This window comes from Sediminibacterium salmoneum NBRC 103935, from assembly GCF_000511175.1.
GTDB classification, from domain to species: domain Bacteria; phylum Bacteroidota; class Bacteroidia; order Chitinophagales; family Chitinophagaceae; genus Sediminibacterium; species Sediminibacterium salmoneum.
In genome coordinates this window covers 2438221-2458811 of sequence record NZ_KI866530.1, presented here as the reverse complement: position 1 = coordinate 2458811, position 20591 = coordinate 2438221, and the positions used below count along the sequence as shown (strand labels likewise).

17 protein-coding genes are annotated in these 20591 nt (G+C 31.5%); 3 read left to right on the top strand and 14 right to left on the bottom strand.

Going from position 1 to position 20591, the window contains the following annotated elements:
- Window positions 1-345 (top strand): hypothetical protein, encoded by a 345-nt coding sequence (locus P767_RS0111430; RefSeq protein WP_026764604.1) that lies wholly within the window; start codon window positions 1-3, stop codon window positions 343-345.
- 56 nt (window positions 346-401) lie between these two features.
- On the opposite strand, the gene P767_RS0111425 is transcribed toward P767_RS0111430, so the two are convergent.
- Genes P767_RS0111425 through P767_RS0111395 form a run of 7 tightly spaced genes read right to left on the bottom strand, consistent with a single transcriptional unit; the run spans window position 402 to window position 9223 of the window.
- On the bottom strand, window positions 402-734 hold the full coding sequence (locus P767_RS0111425; protein WP_037351775.1) for an exodeoxyribonuclease X C-terminal domain-containing protein: 333 nt from the start codon (window positions 732-734) through the stop codon (window positions 402-404).
- A 1-nt stretch (window position 735) separates the two neighbouring features.
- Window positions 736-1764 (bottom strand): hypothetical protein, encoded by a 1029-nt coding sequence (locus tag P767_RS0111420; protein WP_026764602.1) that lies wholly within the window; start codon window positions 1762-1764, stop codon window positions 736-738.
- 8 nt (window positions 1765-1772) lie between these two features.
- A complete protein-coding gene (locus tag P767_RS0111415) occupies window positions 1773-2414 on the bottom strand; it encodes a HEPN domain-containing protein (protein ID WP_026764601.1) in 642 nt (213 codons plus the stop codon).
- Window positions 2415-2446: 32 nt separating this feature from the next.
- Complete coding sequence (locus tag P767_RS0111410; RefSeq protein ID WP_026764600.1) at window positions 2447-2956, bottom strand: hypothetical protein; 510 nt, start codon at window positions 2954-2956, stop codon at window positions 2447-2449.
- Window positions 2957-2987: 31 nt separating this feature from the next.
- Window positions 2988-4676, bottom strand: a complete 1689-nt coding sequence (locus tag P767_RS0111405) for a DEAD/DEAH box helicase (RefSeq protein WP_026764599.1) — start codon at window positions 4674-4676, stop codon at window positions 2988-2990.
- 15 nt (window positions 4677-4691) lie between these two features.
- A complete protein-coding gene (locus tag P767_RS0111400) occupies window positions 4692-7901 on the bottom strand; it encodes a type I restriction endonuclease subunit R (RefSeq protein ID WP_026764598.1) in 3210 nt (1069 codons plus the stop codon).
- Between the two features lie 2 nt (window positions 7902-7903).
- Window positions 7904-9223 (bottom strand): hypothetical protein, encoded by a 1320-nt coding sequence (locus P767_RS0111395; RefSeq protein WP_026764597.1) that lies wholly within the window; start codon window positions 9221-9223, stop codon window positions 7904-7906.
- A 23-nt stretch (window positions 9224-9246) separates the two neighbouring features.
- Here P767_RS0111395 and P767_RS0111390 point away from each other — a divergent pair, with 23 nt between their 5' ends.
- The gene (locus P767_RS0111390; RefSeq protein ID WP_026762921.1) at window positions 9247-9564 is read left to right on the top strand and encodes a transposase; all 318 of its coding nucleotides are present in this window, start codon (window positions 9247-9249) and stop codon (window positions 9562-9564) included.
- Window positions 9565-9686: 122 nt separating this feature from the next.
- Complete coding sequence (locus P767_RS16900; RefSeq protein ID WP_172637543.1) at window positions 9687-10337, top strand: DDE-type integrase/transposase/recombinase; 651 nt, start codon at window positions 9687-9689, stop codon at window positions 10335-10337.
- Between the two features lie 159 nt (window positions 10338-10496).
- On the opposite strand, the gene P767_RS0111380 is transcribed toward P767_RS16900, so the two are convergent.
- The 7 genes from P767_RS0111380 to P767_RS0111350 form a co-directional block, all read right to left on the bottom strand.
- On the bottom strand, window positions 10497-12932 hold the full coding sequence (locus P767_RS0111380) for a YobI family P-loop NTPase (RefSeq protein ID WP_026764596.1): 2436 nt from the start codon (window positions 12930-12932) through the stop codon (window positions 10497-10499).
- 10 nt (window positions 12933-12942) lie between these two features.
- Window positions 12943-14175, bottom strand: a complete 1233-nt coding sequence (locus tag P767_RS17985; protein WP_037351773.1) for a restriction endonuclease subunit S — start codon at window positions 14173-14175, stop codon at window positions 12943-12945.
- Window positions 14159-15712 (bottom strand): type I restriction-modification system subunit M, encoded by a 1554-nt coding sequence (locus P767_RS0111370; protein ID WP_026764595.1) that lies wholly within the window; start codon window positions 15710-15712, stop codon window positions 14159-14161. The genes P767_RS17985 and P767_RS0111370 overlap by 17 nt, the downstream gene beginning before the upstream one ends.
- Before the next feature lie 27 nt (window positions 15713-15739).
- Complete coding sequence (locus P767_RS0111365) at window positions 15740-16924, bottom strand: PDDEXK-like family protein (protein ID WP_026764594.1); 1185 nt, start codon at window positions 16922-16924, stop codon at window positions 15740-15742.
- Between the two features lie 43 nt (window positions 16925-16967).
- Complete coding sequence (locus P767_RS0111360; protein ID WP_051417322.1) at window positions 16968-18335, bottom strand: DUF2779 domain-containing protein; 1368 nt, start codon at window positions 18333-18335, stop codon at window positions 16968-16970.
- On the bottom strand, window positions 18335-19777 hold the full coding sequence (locus tag P767_RS0111355; protein WP_157611499.1) for a hypothetical protein: 1443 nt from the start codon (window positions 19775-19777) through the stop codon (window positions 18335-18337). The genes P767_RS0111360 and P767_RS0111355 overlap by 1 nt, the downstream gene beginning before the upstream one ends.
- A 123-nt stretch (window positions 19778-19900) precedes the next feature.
- On the bottom strand, window positions 19901-20591 hold a 691-nt coding region (locus tag P767_RS0111350; RefSeq protein ID WP_172637542.1), incomplete at its 5' end, for a hypothetical protein.

Sequence of the window (20591 nt, the reverse complement as noted above, 5' to 3'; positions counted from 1 at the left end):
ATGTCTGGTATTTGGATAATTATTTGGGTATTTGCTTTGATACGATTGGCAAACTATATTTTATCAAAAGAGCCAGCGCCAGTCAAAGCTGAAAAAAAGAATAGCATTCCGCAACCAAACGCCCAATTAGATAGGCATCCTCTTATAAAGTCTTGCTATATATTAAATATAGACCCTTATTCTTCCTTTAGCTTAGACGATGTAAATAGGGCATATTATAGACGACTACAAGAAATGTCGGAACAGAGAGAAAAAGGTGTTGTACCCAAATACGAACTGAAAGAATGCCAAAGCGCCAAAATTATCATTACAGATAATTATAAATATGCGGCGTTTAGGAATTAGTTTTTTACTTTAAATTAGGAATGACTTCAAATAAAAAGGTTTTTAACAAAAATCGATTATGGTAACATACGATTTAAGGTTAGTTGCGAAAAATAATACTCAACTGGAGTAATTATATTTCCCTCACTAATATATTGATAGGCAGCTTTAATGTAATCATAATTTGGTTGAAAATTATTTATCCAATAAATCTGTCCATTATGTTCTAAACGATAAAGAGAAAAAGGAGTAGGTTTTTCTAGCTTAAGTAAGCTACTGTAGGAAATAGCATACATCTCTGTATTTAAAATTGCCCATTCTAGGTAGGAAGGTTGAAAGTTATAAATTTCAAAGATTGTATATCCCTTATATTTACCAAAAGTAATTCTTGTGAAAATATTATCTTCCATATTAATCAAAATGAGAGAGTTGGTTGGCCAAAACAAATACTTGTCCTGGAATTAACAAGGTATTTTGCGTGGTTAGTATATTATTTTTGATTTGATACATTGATAAATTATAACCAATAGTTTCATTAAACCCTTTGAAATTTTGAAAATTGAAATTAATCAATTTATAATCAAGGTCTTTTATTCCTAATTTAAAAATAACCTTTGGGCCAAATAAACTAAATTCAAGGGGGATGTTTGAATCCAAGTTGGAGGTAACAAAGCCCATTTCGACGGGTATAATTTCTTCATTAAAATCCATTAAAAAACTGACATTGTTATTAATAATTGAATCCTTTTCAAGAATTGAAATGATTTCTGCAGTCGATAAATCTTCAAATTTTATTGAAGAATTAGAACTATAAAGTGAACAAGATTTATACTGCCAAGAAACACCAGATACCTCTTCCCCCACTTCAGTGCCTACTAACCACAAAACATTATTAACCCCTCTTTTTCTTAATTCTTGATCAATAATCTTAAGTAAAGATCGATTTTCTAAAATTACATCATAAATTAAGATGGACATACCAGATAAATCAACATCTTTAATTTTAAAATAATTCTCAACATTATCTTCAATATGTATGTTTAAAATATTATCATAATCAATTTCAAAAAAACTTTCTAATGTCTCTAAACCTAAACTTGTGGAGAGAAAATCATTAAAGGTTTTTACGAATCCAGGCTCATTATTATATCTTGATAAAGGAAAAAAAGATACATGAGTGAATTTTGATTTAATTAAATCAAATAGAGAGTTATGATATTCAAGTTCAAAAGACTGTAATAAAGCACTTATAAAATTAATTGCAGTAGAATTAACATAACTACCATTCTTACATAAAAGGTGCTTTTTAAATGTATCTGTTAAAAATTTAGCACTATTCAAAGTATCTAATTTAGCATCTGTTGACTCAAGTCTATAATAAAAAACATAATCAAAGCGATTACGTTGAAATATGTAATTAGAAATATTAAAGTTCATCATTATTTTATTTAAATAACCGGATAATAAATCTCCCCCCAGTCTTCAAATTCATTATCCATCATGATTTCAATTATTAAAGGGACCAGCATATTTAAAATATTTTTTCCGTCAATTACCTGAGCACGATTCACTTCACTTTTATAAGTTGCACCTCCGTGGACCAACTGATTACGAAGTGTATAGAGCCTGTCTAATACAACTTCTAACAGGTCAACCACTTTTCTATTAGACAAGTATTTCATAGATTCTTCAACTGATTGATCAAACTGCTTTTTCCAATCTATAATTTCTCCACGCTGAAAATCCCAGAATGGTCTAAAAATGTATTGATTATTGATCAATAATCGAACAGGTCCAGAAAATTGATTCCATAATAAGTTGTAAAACCTTTTTTCAGTATCGAGCTTAACTAATTTCTTCAAAAAAACGCGAAAGTTTTCTTTTGCAGAAAGTATTTCGTCTTTGGGCATTTGAACTGCATAACATGCATTAAATGAAATCCATAAACTAATAAATGATAAATCATCATTTTCATTTACATAATTAGCACTTTCCAACCAACTTATTGCACGATGGATGCGAATTGTATTATTCTCTGCAAAGTATAGTTTTCGCTCTTTGAATTTTCGTTTAAGTGAAGTTGAATTCATTTAAAAAGTCATAATTTAAAAAATAAAAAATACTACTTTGAAATAATATTAGAAATATCGAATGGAAAGTTTTCAAAAGGATCATTCTTTCTCATTGCCAAAATATCAGTGAACACATCTTTATTCAAATGCATATCTTTTATTTTATTATCATCATTAAGAATGTAATAAAACAAAAGTTCTTTATTGATATCTTCATTTTCGATGACATTAAAATTACACCAAAACCATTTTCCCTCTTTCAGTCTTTTCACCCACATTCGAGAATTATAAGAATTATAATTAAATGCATCTCCAGTTGAAATTTGGAAATTTACATTTTTAAATAATTCATCTTCAACAGTTGAATCTATTACCGGATAAAGGTTTCCTTTTATTTCCATATTAAAATATCTGAAATTGGAAATATTTGAAGAAAATTTTTTACAAAAAAGATCTAGATAGGATTTAAGAATTGGCTTTGTCTGTTCCTTTACACCGTCTCGATATTCAGGCTTATTATCACCAGCTCTGGTAAATAAATTAGATGGTTCTGAACTCATTTATTAAATTTTTAAAGTTTACACTTGATGATTAGCATTCTTTTACCCAAAAATGTTTAAATCTATTATACGCTTGTTGGTCTCCAAATCTTTGATAATTATCACAGAAATCAATTATAGTACAAAACTCAGTACCGCCGAACTTAACGCCCCGTAATCCTCTACCAACAATTTGTTCATATAAAACATCACTGAAGGTTGGTCGGCAAATAACAATATTTTCAGTTTTTGGTGCATCAAAACCGGTTGTTAAAACTCCATAGTTAAAAATAAAATCTATTTCTCCTTTTTTAAATTGATCAATATATTTTCTTCTTAATGGTTTTCGAGTATCTGAAGAAACTACTACAGAAGTTTTTCCGTAAAAGTTCATAATACTAGATAAATAAACAGCATGTTCAACTGTGCATGCGTAAACTAAAGTTTGTTGACCTCTTGGAATATTTCTTAAAGTTTCAATTATTAAAATATTTCGAAGTACATCTTTTGCTAAATCCTTATTTAGCGTTTTTTTAAAATGTAATTCTAAGTTATTTATTATAGACTCTTGTCCATTTGAATCTTCTATATTAATTTTTCCAATTGAAAATTTAGTTTGAATTTCTTTATGAATAGGCTTAGCTAAAAAATTGTTTTCTCTAAAATACTCAAGAGGATTCTCCTCGTATTTGCTCCCAAGATTAGGAGTAATTAAATTATATTGAAACAACCTACTTAAATTTGATGTATCAATTCGTCCTGGTGTAGCCGTTAAGCCACAAACTGGAAACATATCTTCTCCTTTTATTTTCTTGGAGAATAAATAAAGACTTTCATACATCGGGGAAGTTGCACGATGAGCTTCATCAATAATTAAAGCTCCGCAATTAGTAATGATTTCATTAATAAACTCATCATCTGAATTTACTGAATTATATAATTTATTTATTGTACAAACTAAGACGCCTCCACATAAATCATCTAAATCAATTGTATTACTTCCAAAGAATCTATAAACCCTTAAGCTTTCTGAAAATTCTTTAGAGGACCAAACCTGACTAATAGAAGCTATTGCTTGCTCACACAACTCTTCACTTTGTGCTAACCAAATTAAATATTTTCCTTCAGCAAAACGAGGCTGTAACCATTCAACAAATGCTTCAACGGCTGTTCTTGTTTTACCTCCCCCTGTTGGTAATGAAATCATGCATTTTGCCTTATCTCCCTTTTCATTAAGAGTTTTAATTAGAGCATTTTTTAATTCTAATTGAAACTCATTTAACTCAGGTGGCTTAATGATAGGTTCTATGTCTTCGAATCTTGGTTTACGTTGATCATTAGCCAATCCAGCAAAAACTAGATTTAATCCAGATGTTTTTACAAATGTGTTCGCCCAAGATTTTCCGTTATGCCATTTCAATTCTGACAGAATTCGGATTTTATGCTGAAGTGTGTTACCACTTGTACTTGAACGAATATCAAAATGTTTATTAATTTCATCAATAGGCCAATTTGCAATTACCCTCTTTCTTAACTCCACTGAAGTTGAAAATAACTGGGAGCCGAGGGCACCCAATAATAATTTTAATTTTTCTTTATTTGTTAGTTGTTTGTTGATTGTAAGCTCACAGTTATTTAAGCCATTCTCATCTAACAATTTATCAATGAATTGCTTGGGTAATTCATACTTTGTGGTTAAAAGCTCTATAGTATGAATAGTTATTGCTTCATTTAACTGCATAAAGATTATTTGACATTAATTATATTTTTTGAAGTTCTCCGCTTGCTCAAATATTTCAACATACACTTCATCTCTCTCAACTGGAGGATAGTTATATTCATCTAGCAGTAGAATCAATCCAACTTTAAGTGCTGACTTTATATCATCTCTTTTATTCCAATCAGGGAACTTTGATTGGCCTTCAACTAGTTCTTTTACCGCTCTCGCTAGCTCAATCATTTTATCATCAGGATAATTAAAGTCATACTTTTTGCATAATTCTTTCAAAATATCATAGAATGCTTTCTCCTCAAAATCAATTCCTAATGCGTCACCTGCAGAAAATTCTTTGTGGACTTCCCAAATTAAATCAGTCAGCGCTGTAGCCATTTCATCAAACACTTCACTTCTTAAAATATCATTGGCATCTCTATTATTGTATCGGTCAACCAAGGCTTGCATTTTCTTTGTAAAGTCAATTCCTTTAACCCTGTTTACTTTTTTAATATCAGAAATTATTTTTGAAAGTAAGTGTTGGAGTAATTTTATTTTTGTATTAGGTAGTTTGATTTTATTGATTTTAGCTAAATAATCTTTGTCAAATAAATCTTGTTCTGTTTCTGCTTCTTCTCCAAGTTTGAAAATTTCTTCTACCCCTTTGCTTTGCAAAGCTTCTTTAATCATTTCCCGAACTTTGGCGTTCATTTGTGCCGTATCTGGTGCATTTCCTTTTGTGAGTTTGAAAACAATTGAACGCACTGCCAAGTAGAAGTGCGTGTAATCTCTTTCTTGTTGCGTAAATTGTTCACTTCCTGCACAAATATCATATGCCGCTTTCAGTCGTTTAACCAAGCCCATAAAACGGGTTTCAAATTCTTTGGTCTGTTGAACATATTCGGAAGCAAGATTCAAAGTATTTAATTGCTGAATTGTCGTACCATTAAAATATTTTGAGTTATCAAAAGTGTGAAACAGTTTAGCCAATAAGTCTAAATGATTTCTTACAATAATGACGGATTCTGCAATGTCTTCAAAATTGTCTTTGTCGCCTTCACTGTATAGCTTCAAGGCTAAATTCATCTGCGTTTTGATCCCGATATAATCCACTACCAAACCTTTATTTTTACCCTCAAACTTTCGATTTACTCTTGAAATGGTTTGAATTAAATTGTGTCGCTGAATTGGTTTATCAATGTAAATTGAATCTAAGAACGGCACGTCAAACCCTGTCAGCCACATATCAACCACAATTGCAATTTTGAAGTTTGATTTTTCATTTTTGAATTGTCTATCGAGTTCCTTACGTTGTTCTTTCGTTCCTAACAAATCATACATTTCCTTCGGATCATCTTGTCCTCTCGTGGCAATGAGTTTGATTCGTTCAATTGGTTTCAGTTCACGTTTGTCCTTGTCTGTAAGTACTGCACCTTCTTCGGCTGCCCTTATTTCGTTCCACTCTGGTTTTATTTCAATTATGTTGTTATACAACTCAAAAGCTATTTCACGAGTGCTGCAAACAAACATTGCTTTTCCTTTTACAGTTGAACCCTCTGAAACTCTTTTTTCATAATGACTAACAAAATCTTCTGCAACTGCCTTTAAGCGGTCAGGGTCGCCAATAATGGCATACATCTGAGCCATTTCTTTTTTGCTTTGCTCAATCTGGTTTTCATTACTACCTATTTCAGCACATTTAGCATAGTATTCCTCAATCTCTTTGAGTTTTGAATTATTCAACAAAACTTTAGCAGCTCTGCCCTCATACACAATTCTCACGGTGATTTCATCTTTCACCGATTCTGTCATTGTATAAGCATCAACCACTTTACCAAATACATCAAGCGTTGCATCTATTGGAGTCCCTGTAAAACCTACAAATGTGGCATTGGGTAATGAATCGTGAAGATATTTAGCGAAACCATAAGTTTTGGTAACGCCATTTTCGGTCACTTTTACTTTTTGATCCAGGTTTACTTGGCTTCTATGTGCTTCGTCAGAAATACAAATTACATTGGTTCTGTCGGTAAGTAGGTCGGTATCCTCTGTAAACTTGTGAATGGTGGTTAAAAAAACACCACCGCTTTGTCTGCCTTGAATTAATTCTCGCAAATTTGCTCTACTTTCTACGCTTACAACTGTGTTGTCACCAATGAAATTTTTAGCATTGGTAAATTGCCCCGATAATTGGTCGTCTAAGTCGGTTCTATCTGTAATTAATACAATGGTTGGGCTCTCAAAGTACTCACTTTTCATTAAAAGCCTCGTCAGATAAAGCATTGTAAAACTCTTTCCGCAACCTGTTGCACCAAAATAAGTTCCGCCTTTTCCGTTTCCTTCTGGCTTTTGAGCTAATTTGATATTATCAAACAATGCTCTCGCAGCATAGTATTGCGGATAACGACAAACAATTTTCTCGTTTTTCTTTGAGCTGTCAGGTATGTAAATAAAGTTGCGAATAATGTCAAGCAAACGGTTTTTATGAAACATTCCCTGAATGAGTGTAAACATTGAATCTATGCCGTCAACATCTTTGGCAAGTCCAGCAACACGTCTCCAAGCATAGAAAAAATCATACGGAGCAAAGAATGAGCCTGCCTTGTTGTTTACACCATCACTGATGACACAAAAAGCATTGTATTTAAAAAGCTCTGGAATATCTCTATGATAGCGTACAGTTAACTGCTTGTAAGCATCATAAATAGTGGCTTCTTCACGTATGGCAGATTTAAACTCAAAAACCACTAAGGGTAAACCATTAATATAAACAATTCCATCAGGGATTCTCATTTCTGAGCCTTGAATTTCTAATTGATTAACAAATTTATAAATGTTATTATCTAGTGAATATTCTTCTTCAAATTCTGCAACAAGTGTAAGCAATTGATCAGGATTAGGTTGACGATGTTTATTTAAGCCTGAATAATCAATCAATTGAATGTAAATGTCTTTTTGAGTACGGTCCTCTCTTTTCAGAATAAAACCATCTGAAAGCATTTTTAGAAATGTTTTGTTGCCTTCGTATAGGTCAGAAGTGGAAAGTGATTTGAGTTGAAGAATGATAGATTTAATTTCGTTTACTGTAATGCCTTGACCTTCGTATTGAGTTAATAGGAAGCTTTGCAAATCTTCTTCAATCAAAACTTCTTCGGTCTTACGATTTATCGTAACGCCTAAATGGTGAGGAAAGCCTTCTTGCCCCAGCAACTCAGTAAACGCCTTTTCTAATTTTTCTTCGGTGAATTTCATTCTCATTCTTCGTTATATCTAGCTACAACCTTTATTTCATTTTTTTCCATAATTATAGTAAAGCTACTTATCATATTCCTTTTCTTTAAGTTCTCTACTAATCTTTTATTAAAAGGTGTATTGGCAATTGTAGGTTTTTTTTGCTTAACAAACATTCTTGCATAATCTTCTCCCAGTTCTTCAATTAATCTTTTTAATTGATCCTCTGTTAAACTATCAAAATGAAAATTCAATAACTCTATTCGTTTTTGTACCGAGTCGTTAGACTTAAACATTGCATTTAATACATCAAAGCTTAAAGGGATAAATTTATCATTGGGAAGTAGATAACAAATAATATCTGCTATTCTTACATTATTAATAATAATACTTTCATCAATATGCTGAATAACAATAATTTTACCCTCAGGACTAAATGATTTTGAATTTAATAAAAAGTGCCAATCATTAGTATCTAGAACAAAATCAGTCAATTTATCAATAAATTCTTTTTCATAAACTTCAAGTAATCTTATTGATAAGTGATTGTCAATTTTTTTTATTCCATCAAAATTCGATTGGTTCAAAATAATAAATTCATTCTCTATCAACCATTCAATTTTTTGTTTATCTAATTTATCAAACTGAAAGGAATCATAACGATATGAAATAGATTGTAGGATGTTACTATAAGCTAATAAACTTAACGAATTACAATAAATTAGCTTCATACTAAATTCTTTAACTAATTCTTCGTTTTTTCCGTCTGATATAGAAAGTTCATCTTTAGCTAAGGATTTATAGTTTAATTCATCATTAAAATAATCAATTAAAATATCATTGATTTCTGCATTCTCTTCAAGACGACTATAATATTCAACTACATTTTTCCAAGTTGGTTGAATTTTATTAAAACTGATAGCTAACTCCAAATCTTCTAATTCTTGAATTGAAGAAATGAATTCTATTTTATGCCTCTGCACATGTAAAAAATCGGCTTTTAAATCATCATTTAAAAATTGATTATTTAATAAGTTTATAATAGACTCTTCTGTTTCATTTTTATTCTCTGGTAATTTCAATAAAACATTTTTAACATAGGAAGAAATGTTTTCTTCAATATGTTCTAAAACATATATGGGCATTGTACTTTTTAAGAATGTATAATTTGAAGTATAAAATTCATTTTCAGCAGCTTTTTGATTATGCCATTTTAATATTACCAGTAAGTTACTTGGTATTATTAAATAAAGTTTATACTCAACTATAAGACTGAAAGTATCATTAGATTGCTCATTAGTGTATTGACCCCCTAAATAGCTGGACAGAATTGTACTAAACAATTAAGTCACTAAATTTAGGAAACATGTCAAAAACAAGAAGGAGTTTCTCTGCTTCTGAGAAACTGTCAATTATTAATGAAGCAGACCAGTATGGTGTTAGTGCAACACTACGTAAGCACAATCTTTCACCGACTGTATTTAGGCGTTGGAAGGACAACTTTAATGAAGGGGGTGTTGCCAATCTTCAATCGTATGTCAAGGTTCGCAATCCTGAAGTAGAAGGTCTGGAAGAGCAGATTCGTTTACTTAAGAATATTGTTGCGAAGCAGCAGATTGAACTGGAGTTCAAGACTGAGCTTTTAAAAAAAAGTCAATTCCACGAACAGCGTCGGTCGAAGTAATGCAAAGTTTTCAATCACATCCAATGGTTAGTAAACAGGATCTTTTGTCATGGTCAGGTGTTCCTCGCAGTAGTTTTTACTACAAGCGTGGAGATGGTATACGTGGTCGTAAACCAAGCCAAATGACCATTACCCAAGACGGAGAACTGGTTGAAAACAAGGTGGTTATTGAGCATGTGGAGAAAATTCTTCAACAAGAGTTCTGTTGTTACGGTTACAAAAATGTCTGGGATGAATTAAAAGTGAAGGGATACATCATTAATCACAAGAAAGTATACCGGCTAATGAAAGTCAATCATCTTTTATTTAACCGTAAAATTGGTTCGATAGGTGTACCCAGATCGTTTGTTCGGTTCCGGAAAATAATAGCAACGAGGCCGCTAGAACACCTTTGTATGGATATCAAGTATATCCATATTCATGGAGCACAGCGCAATGCACTATTACTTACCGTAATTGATGCTTTTAGCCGAAAAGTATTGACCCATATGCTTCGGTTTAATATCAAAAAAGGGGACGTGATTATCCTGCTTTCTTTACTGCTAATGGATTACAAAATTGAAAACGTAACAATCAGAAATGATAATGGAGCTCAATTTATTGCGACAGTAGTTAGGCAGTTTTTAAAAGAAAAAGGAGTTAACCAGGAATTTACCCATGTTGCCACTCCAGAAGAAAATGCCTACATAGAATCACTTCACAGCAATATCCAACGAGAAGTAGTGGAACGCTTTGAGTTTGAATCCATTTATCACGCTAAAAATGACTTTTGAACGCTATTACAACTGGTACAATAATCACCGGAAACACGGCTCATTGGGTAGAAAATCACCAGAACAGTTCCTGCAATTATTTAACCAAAACACTTTAACCCAAAAAACAAAAGAAATAACCGAAATTGTCTCAAATTTTTAACCCTTTTTGTCCAAAAATTAAGGGGTCGATACATTAGGTGAATCTAATTGACTAATGATTACATTGTGTTCTATTAAAAAAGATTGTAATTTTATTACTTCTCTAATCTGTGTAGAATATGCACATAAATCAGACAAATTATTAAACCATTTAACTAATAGATTAATTTCAGATTGATTATTTATATCATTTCTATCTGCATATTCAAAGATGAGTTTTATCAATTCCCTAATTTTAATTTCGGGCAAGTTTGATTTGTTTAGAAGATAGGATATAAAATTTTTTTTAGTATTTATTAAATGCTTCAAAAATTTAGATGAATTACTTTCTTTCCTTTCTAAATATCCTAAAACAAATTGAAATGTTTTTTCGGAATCATGGTTTAGTAATTCAAAAAATGAATTGTATTTGTATAAATATTTGTTCTGTATCTTAATCAATTCATTTAATAATGTATAATTCAATATAGCTTCCCTAGTAAAGTATTTTAGATCTAATCTTTTTATTACATTTTCAGTTTTTATTAGTTCATATTCAAAAGGCAATAAAATTCCACTTTTTACTTTACGTTCAAACTCAAAATCAGATTTAGTAAGATTTACTTCATGAAAAATGGATATATAGTCGTTGTAGTTTTCATTGATATAGCCATTAAGCAGTAAATTTCTAATCAGGTAGTTTTCTTTAAAATTGTTCAAATGCACATCGATACTTACTTTCTCGAAGATTTCTTTTATATTCAATAGTTGAATACTATTAATCTCTTTTTTTAATTTTTCAATTTCAGTTTTATTAAGTTCAATTTTATTGTTAAGTTTATTTTTAATGTGGCGAGCTCTTTCAAAATAATCAAACTGAGCATTTACTTTCTTTTCAATCTGTGTTATCCTTATTCCTAGTTCGCCATTACTTAATTCGTATCTACCACTACTATATCTGCTTGGAATGAATGACTGATAAGTAATATTGTCTTTGTTGTTTATCAGTGCATTAAAGTTGTCTTCTTCAATTAGTAATTTAAGTTCAACGCCATTAATAGTTGACGGATTAGATATATTACTAATAATTTCAGCAATATAAACTTGCCTTAACTCCTTTATAGTGGCTATTTGTTCAGCATTTGTATCTAAATTTTCGATTTCTAATTTTTTTATTTTTTCATTTAGATCTGAAATTAAAAAATTGGTATACACCGTTTTGTTAGCAAAAAATTCATAAAGTTTGCCCCTACCTTTTGATAACTCTCCAAAGTCTTCAGGAAATAAGTTTTTATAAATTATAATCGCAAAAAGTTCATTGTAGTTTAGTACCGAAATGAGGTTTTCTTTATAAATTAAAAATTCTTGAAAAATATTAATTAACAACCTCATATCTATATCGTTAATAAAGGTTGTTACATCATTAATAAATTCAAGAGAAAGGTCATTTTGTAAATTGGCTGAGTTAATTAGCTTTGCGAGTTGTTCTCCTGCATTAGATGGGTTTACAAAAGGAATAACTGGAATTATATACTCAAAGAATTTAACTCGTTCATTGCTATCTTTAAACATTTCATCTTTAATAGCATAAACAAATGAAACTTTACGTTTTATAAGATTTGAATTATTAATTAAAATATTTATTTCTCTAAGTTTAGTAAAAATATCTGTACTGTTAAATCTGTCTACATCTTCTATAATAACCACATTAAAAGAGGTACGTTCAAAGAAATATAGTATTTCTTCTAAATGCTGATTAAAAACAGATTTGTCATTTGATTCTCCTAATTCTACTTCCCCTTTAATATTGAACTTATTAATCTTAGAATTGCTAAATAATCTGACTATAGTTTTAACAAAAAAACCAATTCCTGTGAGGAAAATAGATATAAAGATTATAGCAAGCCAATCAACTGGTAAACTCAATTTCCAACTTAGAGGATTGAGCATATTAATGTAGTCGAACTTAAACAATATTATAGTACTAACTACCCATGAAATAACAAATAAAGTTTTTAAAATGAGCTTACCGGTAGTTATGTTAATTATACGTTTAAATCGAGAATCAGGAATTTTATTGGGCTCAACATGATAAAACATCTGCTGCAATACGCTTACTTCTAATTTGCGCTCAAATTCAACTTTATCTTCTTTATTGTCTTTAAATGAAGCAAGTGATATGTTTAAATATTTATATTGAGTATTGTGGTACTGAAATGTTTTAAGAATTGTACTTTTCCCAGAACCATAGCTTCCAGTTAAAGCAATATTATTTATACCGTCAGTATTTATTGCTCTTTTTAAATTATTTAGATACGGATGTATTTTAGCTAATTCAGTTTCATCGATAATAATTTTGGGTGCAAGAGAGATTAATGCTTGTTCATTTAAATTGGCAAAAAGAAATTTCTTTTCAATAAATAGAATTAATTTTTTTAGTGTTTTAATTATATATGAAATAACTTTTTGCTTCATAATTATTCAATTAATTTTCTACTGTCACCAACCTCGAAAGCAATAACGCTTTCATTTCTGTTAGCTTTTGGTTTTCTTTATTTTTCAAATTAATTAAGTCATCTTTGTACTTAAAAACATTTCTTGCTAAATCAAGCACACGCTTTTGAGGCAATGTAAAATCGAGATTAATAATATCATCAGAAGTTATAGACGGATATGTAGATACACTCATCTCTGCCTTCGCTTGTAGATATTCAACTGTTTTTATATCAGTTAAAAATGAATAAACTAACTCGGGGAAAACAGCTTGTTCATTTGCTCTAAAAACAGCAAAGCCTGTTGAAACAATTAGATTGTCAGGCATGTTTTTTATTATCCCATAATGTCTTAAAGCTGGTCTTACTGTTGAAAAGATGATATCGTTATTTTTAACTTTTCGCTTCGCCCTGCTTGGGATTTTATCTCTTTCCAAATCTAATTCCTGCAATTCATTAATTCGATTATTTGTAATATTACTCGTATCTAAGTATAAAATGATTTTAAAATCGTCTTTACTTGATATTGTTTCAGGATTACAATCCAATACATCTCTAAGCTTTGCTACTTTCCACCCCTTCGGAATCTCTTTCCCTAACTCCTCGCACCAATTCATTCCCCCACCATTACTTTTATAAGGTTTTCCATTTTCATCAGGAAACTCAAACTCCACAAACCACTCCTTATATATCGCCTGTGCAGTTTCTTCGAGTTTTTGTATGAGTTTTTGGTTAAGATCTATGCGATTTTGGATGGTGTTATATTCTTTTACAATTTCTCTTTGTTTATCAATGTGGGGAATGGGTAAAAGCGTATTGCTCATTTCTTCCCAATCAAAAATTTCTCTTGCACTACCGTGGCTTTTGAATCTTGCATAGCGGTCAAACTCAGGTCTCCGAAACCACATCATTAAATATTCGGGATTAAGTTCGTTGCTGTCTTTTACTTCAAAAGGAACATAAGCCTGAGAAATTAAAGCTTTGTCAAAATCATTAAATAAGGCTATGGTGATTTTTTCACCATTTCTTGATGTTACAGGGCCGTATGCAAACTGATTTCTTTCAATAATTCTGTATGTTGACATATCCGTTCCAATAGTATTGGCAATAGAAGGGATAAACTTTTTCTGAATACTCAAACCAACTAAAGGCAAATCACCCAACTCATTGTTTCTCCCAACTACAGGCTGAATATATTTACCAAGTGGTTTATAGTTTAATCTCATAACCCAACTCTTTAAATACGTTTAGTAAATCATTTTTGCTTTGTGCTTCGGCTTTTAATAAGTTGGCAAATTCACTTTTTAAGATTTGCATTTTCTCTTCAAAGTCAATATTCTCATCACGGTTTACAAACTCAATGTATTTGCTCGGTACCAACGAAAAATCTTTTTTAGATACTTCATCAAAAGAAGCAGAATAGCAGAACTCGGGAATATTTTTAATTTTTTGGCATTGCCATTGGTGGTAAGTGTTAACAACTTTTTGAATATCATCATCCGAAAACTGAGTGTATTTCTTTTCAAATGGTTCTCCTATTTGTCGCAAGTCCATAAACAGAATTTCCTTTTCTCGTTCACGATAATTGCGAGTTTCATCACCTACTTTTTTACTCCGTGCTTTCTTATTTTTGTTTATTATCCAAAGTGTAACACTTATGTCCGTAGTATAAAACAAATTTCGAGGCAAAACCAAAATTGCTTCAACCAAATTATTTTCAATTAGTTTTCTACGGATTTTATATTCTTCGCCACCACCACTTAATGCGCCATTGGCCAAGATAAAGCCCGCTACCCCATTTTCAGAGAGTTTGCTAACCATAGTTAAAATCCAACCATAGTTGGCATTGCTTTTTGGTGGCACATCATAACCCCTCCACCGTGGGTCTTCTGTCAATTCATTTTCTGCTCTCCAGTCCTTTTGGTTAAAAGGTGGGTTTGCCATAATAAAATCAGCTTTCAGATCTTTGTGTTGGTCGTCTGAAAACGTATCTGCTGCTTTTTCGCCTAAGTTTCCGCTTATGCCACGTATAGCAAGATTCATCTTTGCCAGTTTGTAAGTAGTGTTGGTGTATTCTTGTCCATAAATGGAAATCTCGTTTTTGTTGCCGTGGTGTGCTTCAATAAACTTGATAGACTGCACAAACATACCACCCGAACCACAAGCAGGGTCATAAATGATACCCTTGTACGGCTCTATCATTTCGGCAATCAGGTTTACAATGCTTTTTGGAGTGTAAAATTCTCCCTTGCCTTTTCCCTCTGCCAATGCAAATTTTGAAAGAAAGTATTCATACACTTTACCCACTACATCTTGCTTAGGATCTTTAGTAGTATTAATATCATTAATTGTATCTAGCAATGAGGCCAGTTTTGTTACATCTAATCCCAAACGAGAAAAGTAATTGTCGGGCAATGCACCTTTCAAGGCTTTGTTGTTTTTCTCAATGGTGTGCAAGGCGGTGTCAATGAGCAATGCAATGTCGTTTTGTTTGGCTCTCTTAATCAAGTAACTCCAACGGCTGATTTCTTCCAAAAAGAATACATTATTCATATTGTAGAACTCAGGCATCTCTATGTATTTCTCTTTGCCTTCGCTAATCAGTTTGGCTCGGTGTTCTTCAAACTTGTCGCTGGCAAACTTTAAGAAAATCAGCCCTAAAACCACGTGTTTGTATTCGGCAGGCTCTACACTTCCTCTTAATTTATTGGCAGTATCCCAAAGGGTAACTTCGATTGTTTTTTCTTTTACTTCTTTAGTCATAATAAATTTCTTCAATATAAAAATACCTTATTTCAAAACATCTTTTAAATCATCTTGCATCTTCAAAATAGTCTTTTTGATTTCTGCAGGAATAACAGCCACTTTGTTTTTCCATGCAGTGTCCCTCCATACTTTAAAGTCAGCAACATAAATCCAGTTTTCATTTTTATATACTTGACCAAAATCTAAATTCGATAACATACCATTAATCTTGTTTTTTAAAGCATTGCTTATATCATGATCACTATCAGACAAATCAATACCAAAACTTAATTTTTCTGCGTCTTTTTCAAAGTAAAAAGAAAAACAAACATCCCAAGTGTTCTTATAAAACCAAAAACTTGAACCTGGTTTTCCAAATTGACTACTATCACAATCCATTACTAAACCTAATTCATTGGCAACTTTAACAATCTCTTCTTTTAAATTTCCAGTAATTGTAAGCTTTACATCACTCCATAAACTATAAATATTTTGTGCTGCATCAAGATTATCTGAATTATTAATAATTGAGTCTATAATTTCTTGTTTATTTTGATTACTCATGTTCTGAAAAGTTAGGTACTTAATTAAATTAATATACTGGGAAATAGTCTCTCTTAAGATTGGATGGTTGGTGGCTTCTTTTCTACACTCAATAAGCCAATTTAATATTTCATCTCTATAAGATATCGTAATAAAATCTTTTCCTTTTTCGAGTGAAGTGTTTGAATCTAAGTTTGTAATGCTGTTTTCACCTGGATCATCTCCAGAAAGTGTCAAATAAATTAAATAGCAGTCAGGATAGTTTAATTTATATCTAACTAATTGTTGAGGCTGGTCTATTGCATATATTTTGTTTTCAATAACAATAATTTGTCCATTTGGAAGTTTTACAACAATATCAATTCTTCCGTTTTTTCTAGTAACTTCAACATTTACACTAGATCCATCCAGATGGAAAAGATTATCAATTTTGACTTGACAAAAATCAAGAAACAACCGAAGAAATGCTGATCCTTGACCATGAGTTCCATTTGGATCAAGCAATGAAGCTATGAATGATGAATGTAATCTAACTTCACTTGTATCTACTTTTAAAATCTTAAAGACATTATACTTTTCACCCGTAATGGTTTCTATTCCTTCATATTTTTTATTAATAGCCGCCACCTCTCGCAATAAATTTTTAGCATCAATCAAGGAGCTCTTATTTTCTCGTTCTGTTTTCATTTTACATAGAATCAATTAATGAAAAATAGTTCAAAGGCCTTAATTATATCCCCCTCAACACCCCCAACAACCTCACCATCGCATAAGTATCCATTTTACAATATTCAAGCAAAGCTTTTCGGGTTCGCTCAACATCAGCTGAATCAATCGTATCCTTCAAATGATAAAACGCAGCGCTGGCATCACCACCATTTCCAATCGGGAGTTCATCATAACTCAATTCAGGGACCATCGCGGGCAAGACCTTCTTGATAGAATAAGAGCCTTGCATGGCTGGCAAGCGAACATGCTTGCGGAAGGGTTGCATTAAATCAACCATCCTGTCTAAAACTTTTTGAATGGCTTTTTCATATTGAGGATACTCTCGCATGAGTTCCTTTAAGCGAGTAGCTTCAAAAGTTTTATTGTAAACCAAAATCGTTCCTTTCTTCCCCAGCACTTTTAAAAGACTCTCCAAAAAATCCAGACTGGAACAATGGGTTCCTTCTGCTAAATATTCATAGTGCTCCGGGGCAGCATCTGCACTTCTTTCTACATGTACCGAATACTGAAAACAGACTTGTCTGAATGGCCAGTGCCCGTCATGTTGCGGAACCGCAGTACTCCAGGATTCAAAATCCATATGATAAATAGGATATTCAATGGCTGATAAAAATTCCTGTACAAATTCCTTATCAATGTATTCTTCTTCTGGTTCATCTTCCTCTGCCTCATAATCGGCAGTACAAAAACCCTGAAAGTCGCAGGCATAAGGCTTGTTGCAATGATCGCCCATTTCTACTTGGGGCATGTCTTTTTTATGCTGCAGCATTTCTTTCAAACTTTCGCCCTGCGAATGAATAAAATCCTGCTCCAATAAAATATTTTCCAATACCGATTCCGCACAAAATAGTTCTTGCACATTCAAATCCCCTTTTCGGATATATTGATTATTCAAATGGATGATACTAAAATCAGTCAGCTCCAATCCTGCATGGGTTATCACATAATATTGAAAAGCTGCATCAGGTATATGTTGAGGCTTTACAGAAGTGTTGCTTTTTACTTCATAGGCATACCATTGGTCGTTTTGTTTTACCAAAATATCAACGGCACACAATAGTCCTTCATATTGAAAAGCCGCTTCATAAATGACTTCATGCCCTTTGGCTATATACTTGGCTGTATCGGCTACCGATTGCTGATAAGAGAAAGCATCCTTAGGCCGCGCGTCTACTCCCCCTGGAAATAATTGCTCCGCTAACTTTCCTATATCCGTTCCTTGCTGAAATACCGCTTGTTGTTCTTCGTCTATTTCATCTCTTTCATTGGGTTGATATTTATGCAACCACAAGCGCTTGGGGCACTGACAGCCATACATAAAAGTGGACTTCGATAAAATATGTTTGGGAGGCTTCACATTCATGTTCATTATAGCCAATCTCTGTTAAAAATATCATATTGAACCATACCTTCATCATACCCTTCATTATTTGCAGGAATAATTAGAGAAAAATCATTCTGTCGATATGCTTGTATTGCATTGGGATTGTTTAAATTATCTACCATACACAAACCAAGTGCGGTATTTAAATAATGAATCCTATCAATAACTTTATTAAGTTCTTTCTTTTTGAAAGGACTACCATTTGTATTAATAAATTTAATATTTGTAAGGTACTCTTCTCCATTTCCCTCAATTAAAGGATGTATTTCAGTCGTTACTATTAATGAAGGATTATATACAAGAACGCCTTGATTGTGCAATTCAATTTGACCTTGTGCAAAAGCATTTAATTTCGAGCCACCTCCATAAACTTTACAACCCCTCGCTTTAGTATTATTTTCATCAAATTGCCAATTAATTCTAAAACTACTTGCATATTTCTCCAAAAGTCCTTGTAATATTTTTGACCTAATTCTTTTGTTCAAAATTGTTCTAGAATACCCAAGAGCAGTATTCCAAATATTGTCATCAATTATAAAGTTAAAAGTAGCGATATCATCCTCACTAACTTCATCTAGATTATCCCGTAATTTGAGATAATCTCTAATTAAGAAATTAGATGCATAATCTATGGTTTCGGATGCATGGTAGTCTAATCGTATTTTGTTTCTATCAGTAGTAATAGAAAAAAATGAAACGTCCGTAGTTCCAGCACCAACATCAAGAGTAATATAGTTACCTAAGAAGGATTTCTTAAATTTTTCAATAGCACGATAATTACCTCTCAATGATTCTAAGGTTCTTTGAAATCTATTTAATAAAACGAAAATTCCAGCTGTTGTTTCAGCTACAATAAAAATATTTTTAGAAGCATAAAAATCTAATAAATCCGTTTTTTCAATATTTAAAAATTCAGTATAAATTACTTTAATTTTACATAGATAATTACTCAAGTTATCTTCAAGATATTCATTTAGATTTTCGTAGGAATTAGATAATTCTAATGCCAAATAAAGCATTTCATATTGCAAACTTCTTCTTTTGTGTTCCTCTGGTGTCCAATCATAACGTGTCGGAATTCCAACGGTAAAATGAAATTGATGACTAAGTGTTCGGCTGGAATCTTCTCTAGAATCAGAAGTGCTTGTATTTTTAAAGAAACGAGAAAGAATTGATTTTTTCTCATTTGACTGGTTTGTTTGAATCTTATAAGTAGATTTAACATCTAAAATACAATAGCAGAGATATAAAATACAGCAAATTTCTGGATGATTTTTCAAATCAAAATTATTAGAATGAGCAAGCTGATTCTTATAAAATTCATTTTCAGAGAACAAAGCTTTCATTTTAAAAAATCTTATGCTATTAGGGGCAGTAGTTCCAAATAAACACTTTCCAGACTTTTCTATACTGATTGTAGTAGGCAAAGAATAATCATCATTAAAAGAAAATTTGTGAAAGACAAACTGATTCTGATCGTTATCAATATTTCTCGAACAGATTTTAGTCTGAGAAGTACCGAAATCAATTCCGACTTTTATTTTTTCATTTTAAATAAATTGAATTAATGTTAAGGATTGAAAATCATCATCGATAAAAACTTTAACGTTCTTTTTTTGAGAGTTTAACTGTATTATCTTTTGGTTATATCGCTCAATTTGTTCTTTGTAAATAAACCTAATTGAGTTATCGCTATTTTCTTTAAAAATATTTTCAGCTCTTTCTATTTGCCTGATTAAAAAATCAATTTCTGTGTCAATTAAGCGATATTGTCTTGATAAGTAAGTGTTTTTTAATTCTTCTTCTAGTTTCATTTTTCTTGTAAAAAAAGCATGCATTAATAATGGCTCTAGTATTTCCATCATATAATTAGCCTCATCTTGATTGGGGTTTTGTTCAAAATTTGTAAACCACTTTTCAATTTCAATTGAATTCAATAATTGAGATTGATTACTATCAAGTTCTTCGAAAGTGTTACTTTCAGTCAATTTAAAACACAATATTAGTTCATGAGAACTCTTGTCTGGGTCTCTAAGCGCCATTGAATATTTTGTATATGTTAATTTATACTTAGCCAAAAAATATATTGTATTACTATCTAATCCTTTAGGTGCAAATTCTTTTTGAACGCAAAAAGAAAAGGCATTTTTAATTGATTTATTTTTTGAGTTAAAATAATTAAACGCGGCTTGAGTTAATGGATGAGAAGCAGATATAAATTCTATAAAGCTATTTTCATAA

Coding starts and splice junctions, on each gene's coding strand:
- P767_RS0111430 (WP_026764604.1), top strand. CDS start 1: ATGTCTGGTATTTGGATAATTATTTGGGTATTTGCTTTGATACGATTG.
- P767_RS0111425 (WP_037351775.1), bottom strand. CDS start 734: ATGGAAGATAATATTTTCACAAGAATTACTTTTGGTAAATATAAGGGA.
- P767_RS0111420 (WP_026764602.1), bottom strand. CDS start 1,764: ATGATGAACTTTAATATTTCTAATTACATATTTCAACGTAATCGCTTT.
- P767_RS0111415 (WP_026764601.1), bottom strand. CDS start 2,414: ATGAATTCAACTTCACTTAAACGAAAATTCAAAGAGCGAAAACTATAC.
- P767_RS0111410 (WP_026764600.1), bottom strand. CDS start 2,956: ATGAGTTCAGAACCATCTAATTTATTTACCAGAGCTGGTGATAATAAG.
- P767_RS0111405 (WP_026764599.1), bottom strand. CDS start 4,676: ATGCAGTTAAATGAAGCAATAACTATTCATACTATAGAGCTTTTAACC.
- P767_RS0111400 (WP_026764598.1), bottom strand. CDS start 7,901: ATGAAATTCACCGAAGAAAAATTAGAAAAGGCGTTTACTGAGTTGCTG.
- P767_RS0111390 (WP_026762921.1), top strand. CDS start 9,247: ATGTCAAAAACAAGAAGGAGTTTCTCTGCTTCTGAGAAACTGTCAATT.
- P767_RS16900 (WP_172637543.1), top strand. CDS start 9,687: ATGACCATTACCCAAGACGGAGAACTGGTTGAAAACAAGGTGGTTATT.
- P767_RS0111380 (WP_026764596.1), bottom strand. CDS start 12,932: ATGAAGCAAAAAGTTATTTCATATATAATTAAAACACTAAAAAAATTA.
- P767_RS17985 (WP_037351773.1), bottom strand. CDS start 14,175: ATGAGATTAAACTATAAACCACTTGGTAAATATATTCAGCCTGTAGTT.
- P767_RS0111370 (WP_026764595.1), bottom strand. CDS start 15,712: ATGACTAAAGAAGTAAAAGAAAAAACAATCGAAGTTACCCTTTGGGAT.
- P767_RS0111365 (WP_026764594.1), bottom strand. CDS start 16,924: ATGAAAACAGAACGAGAAAATAAGAGCTCCTTGATTGATGCTAAAAAT.
- P767_RS0111360 (WP_051417322.1), bottom strand. CDS start 18,335: ATGAACATGAATGTGAAGCCTCCCAAACATATTTTATCGAAGTCCACT.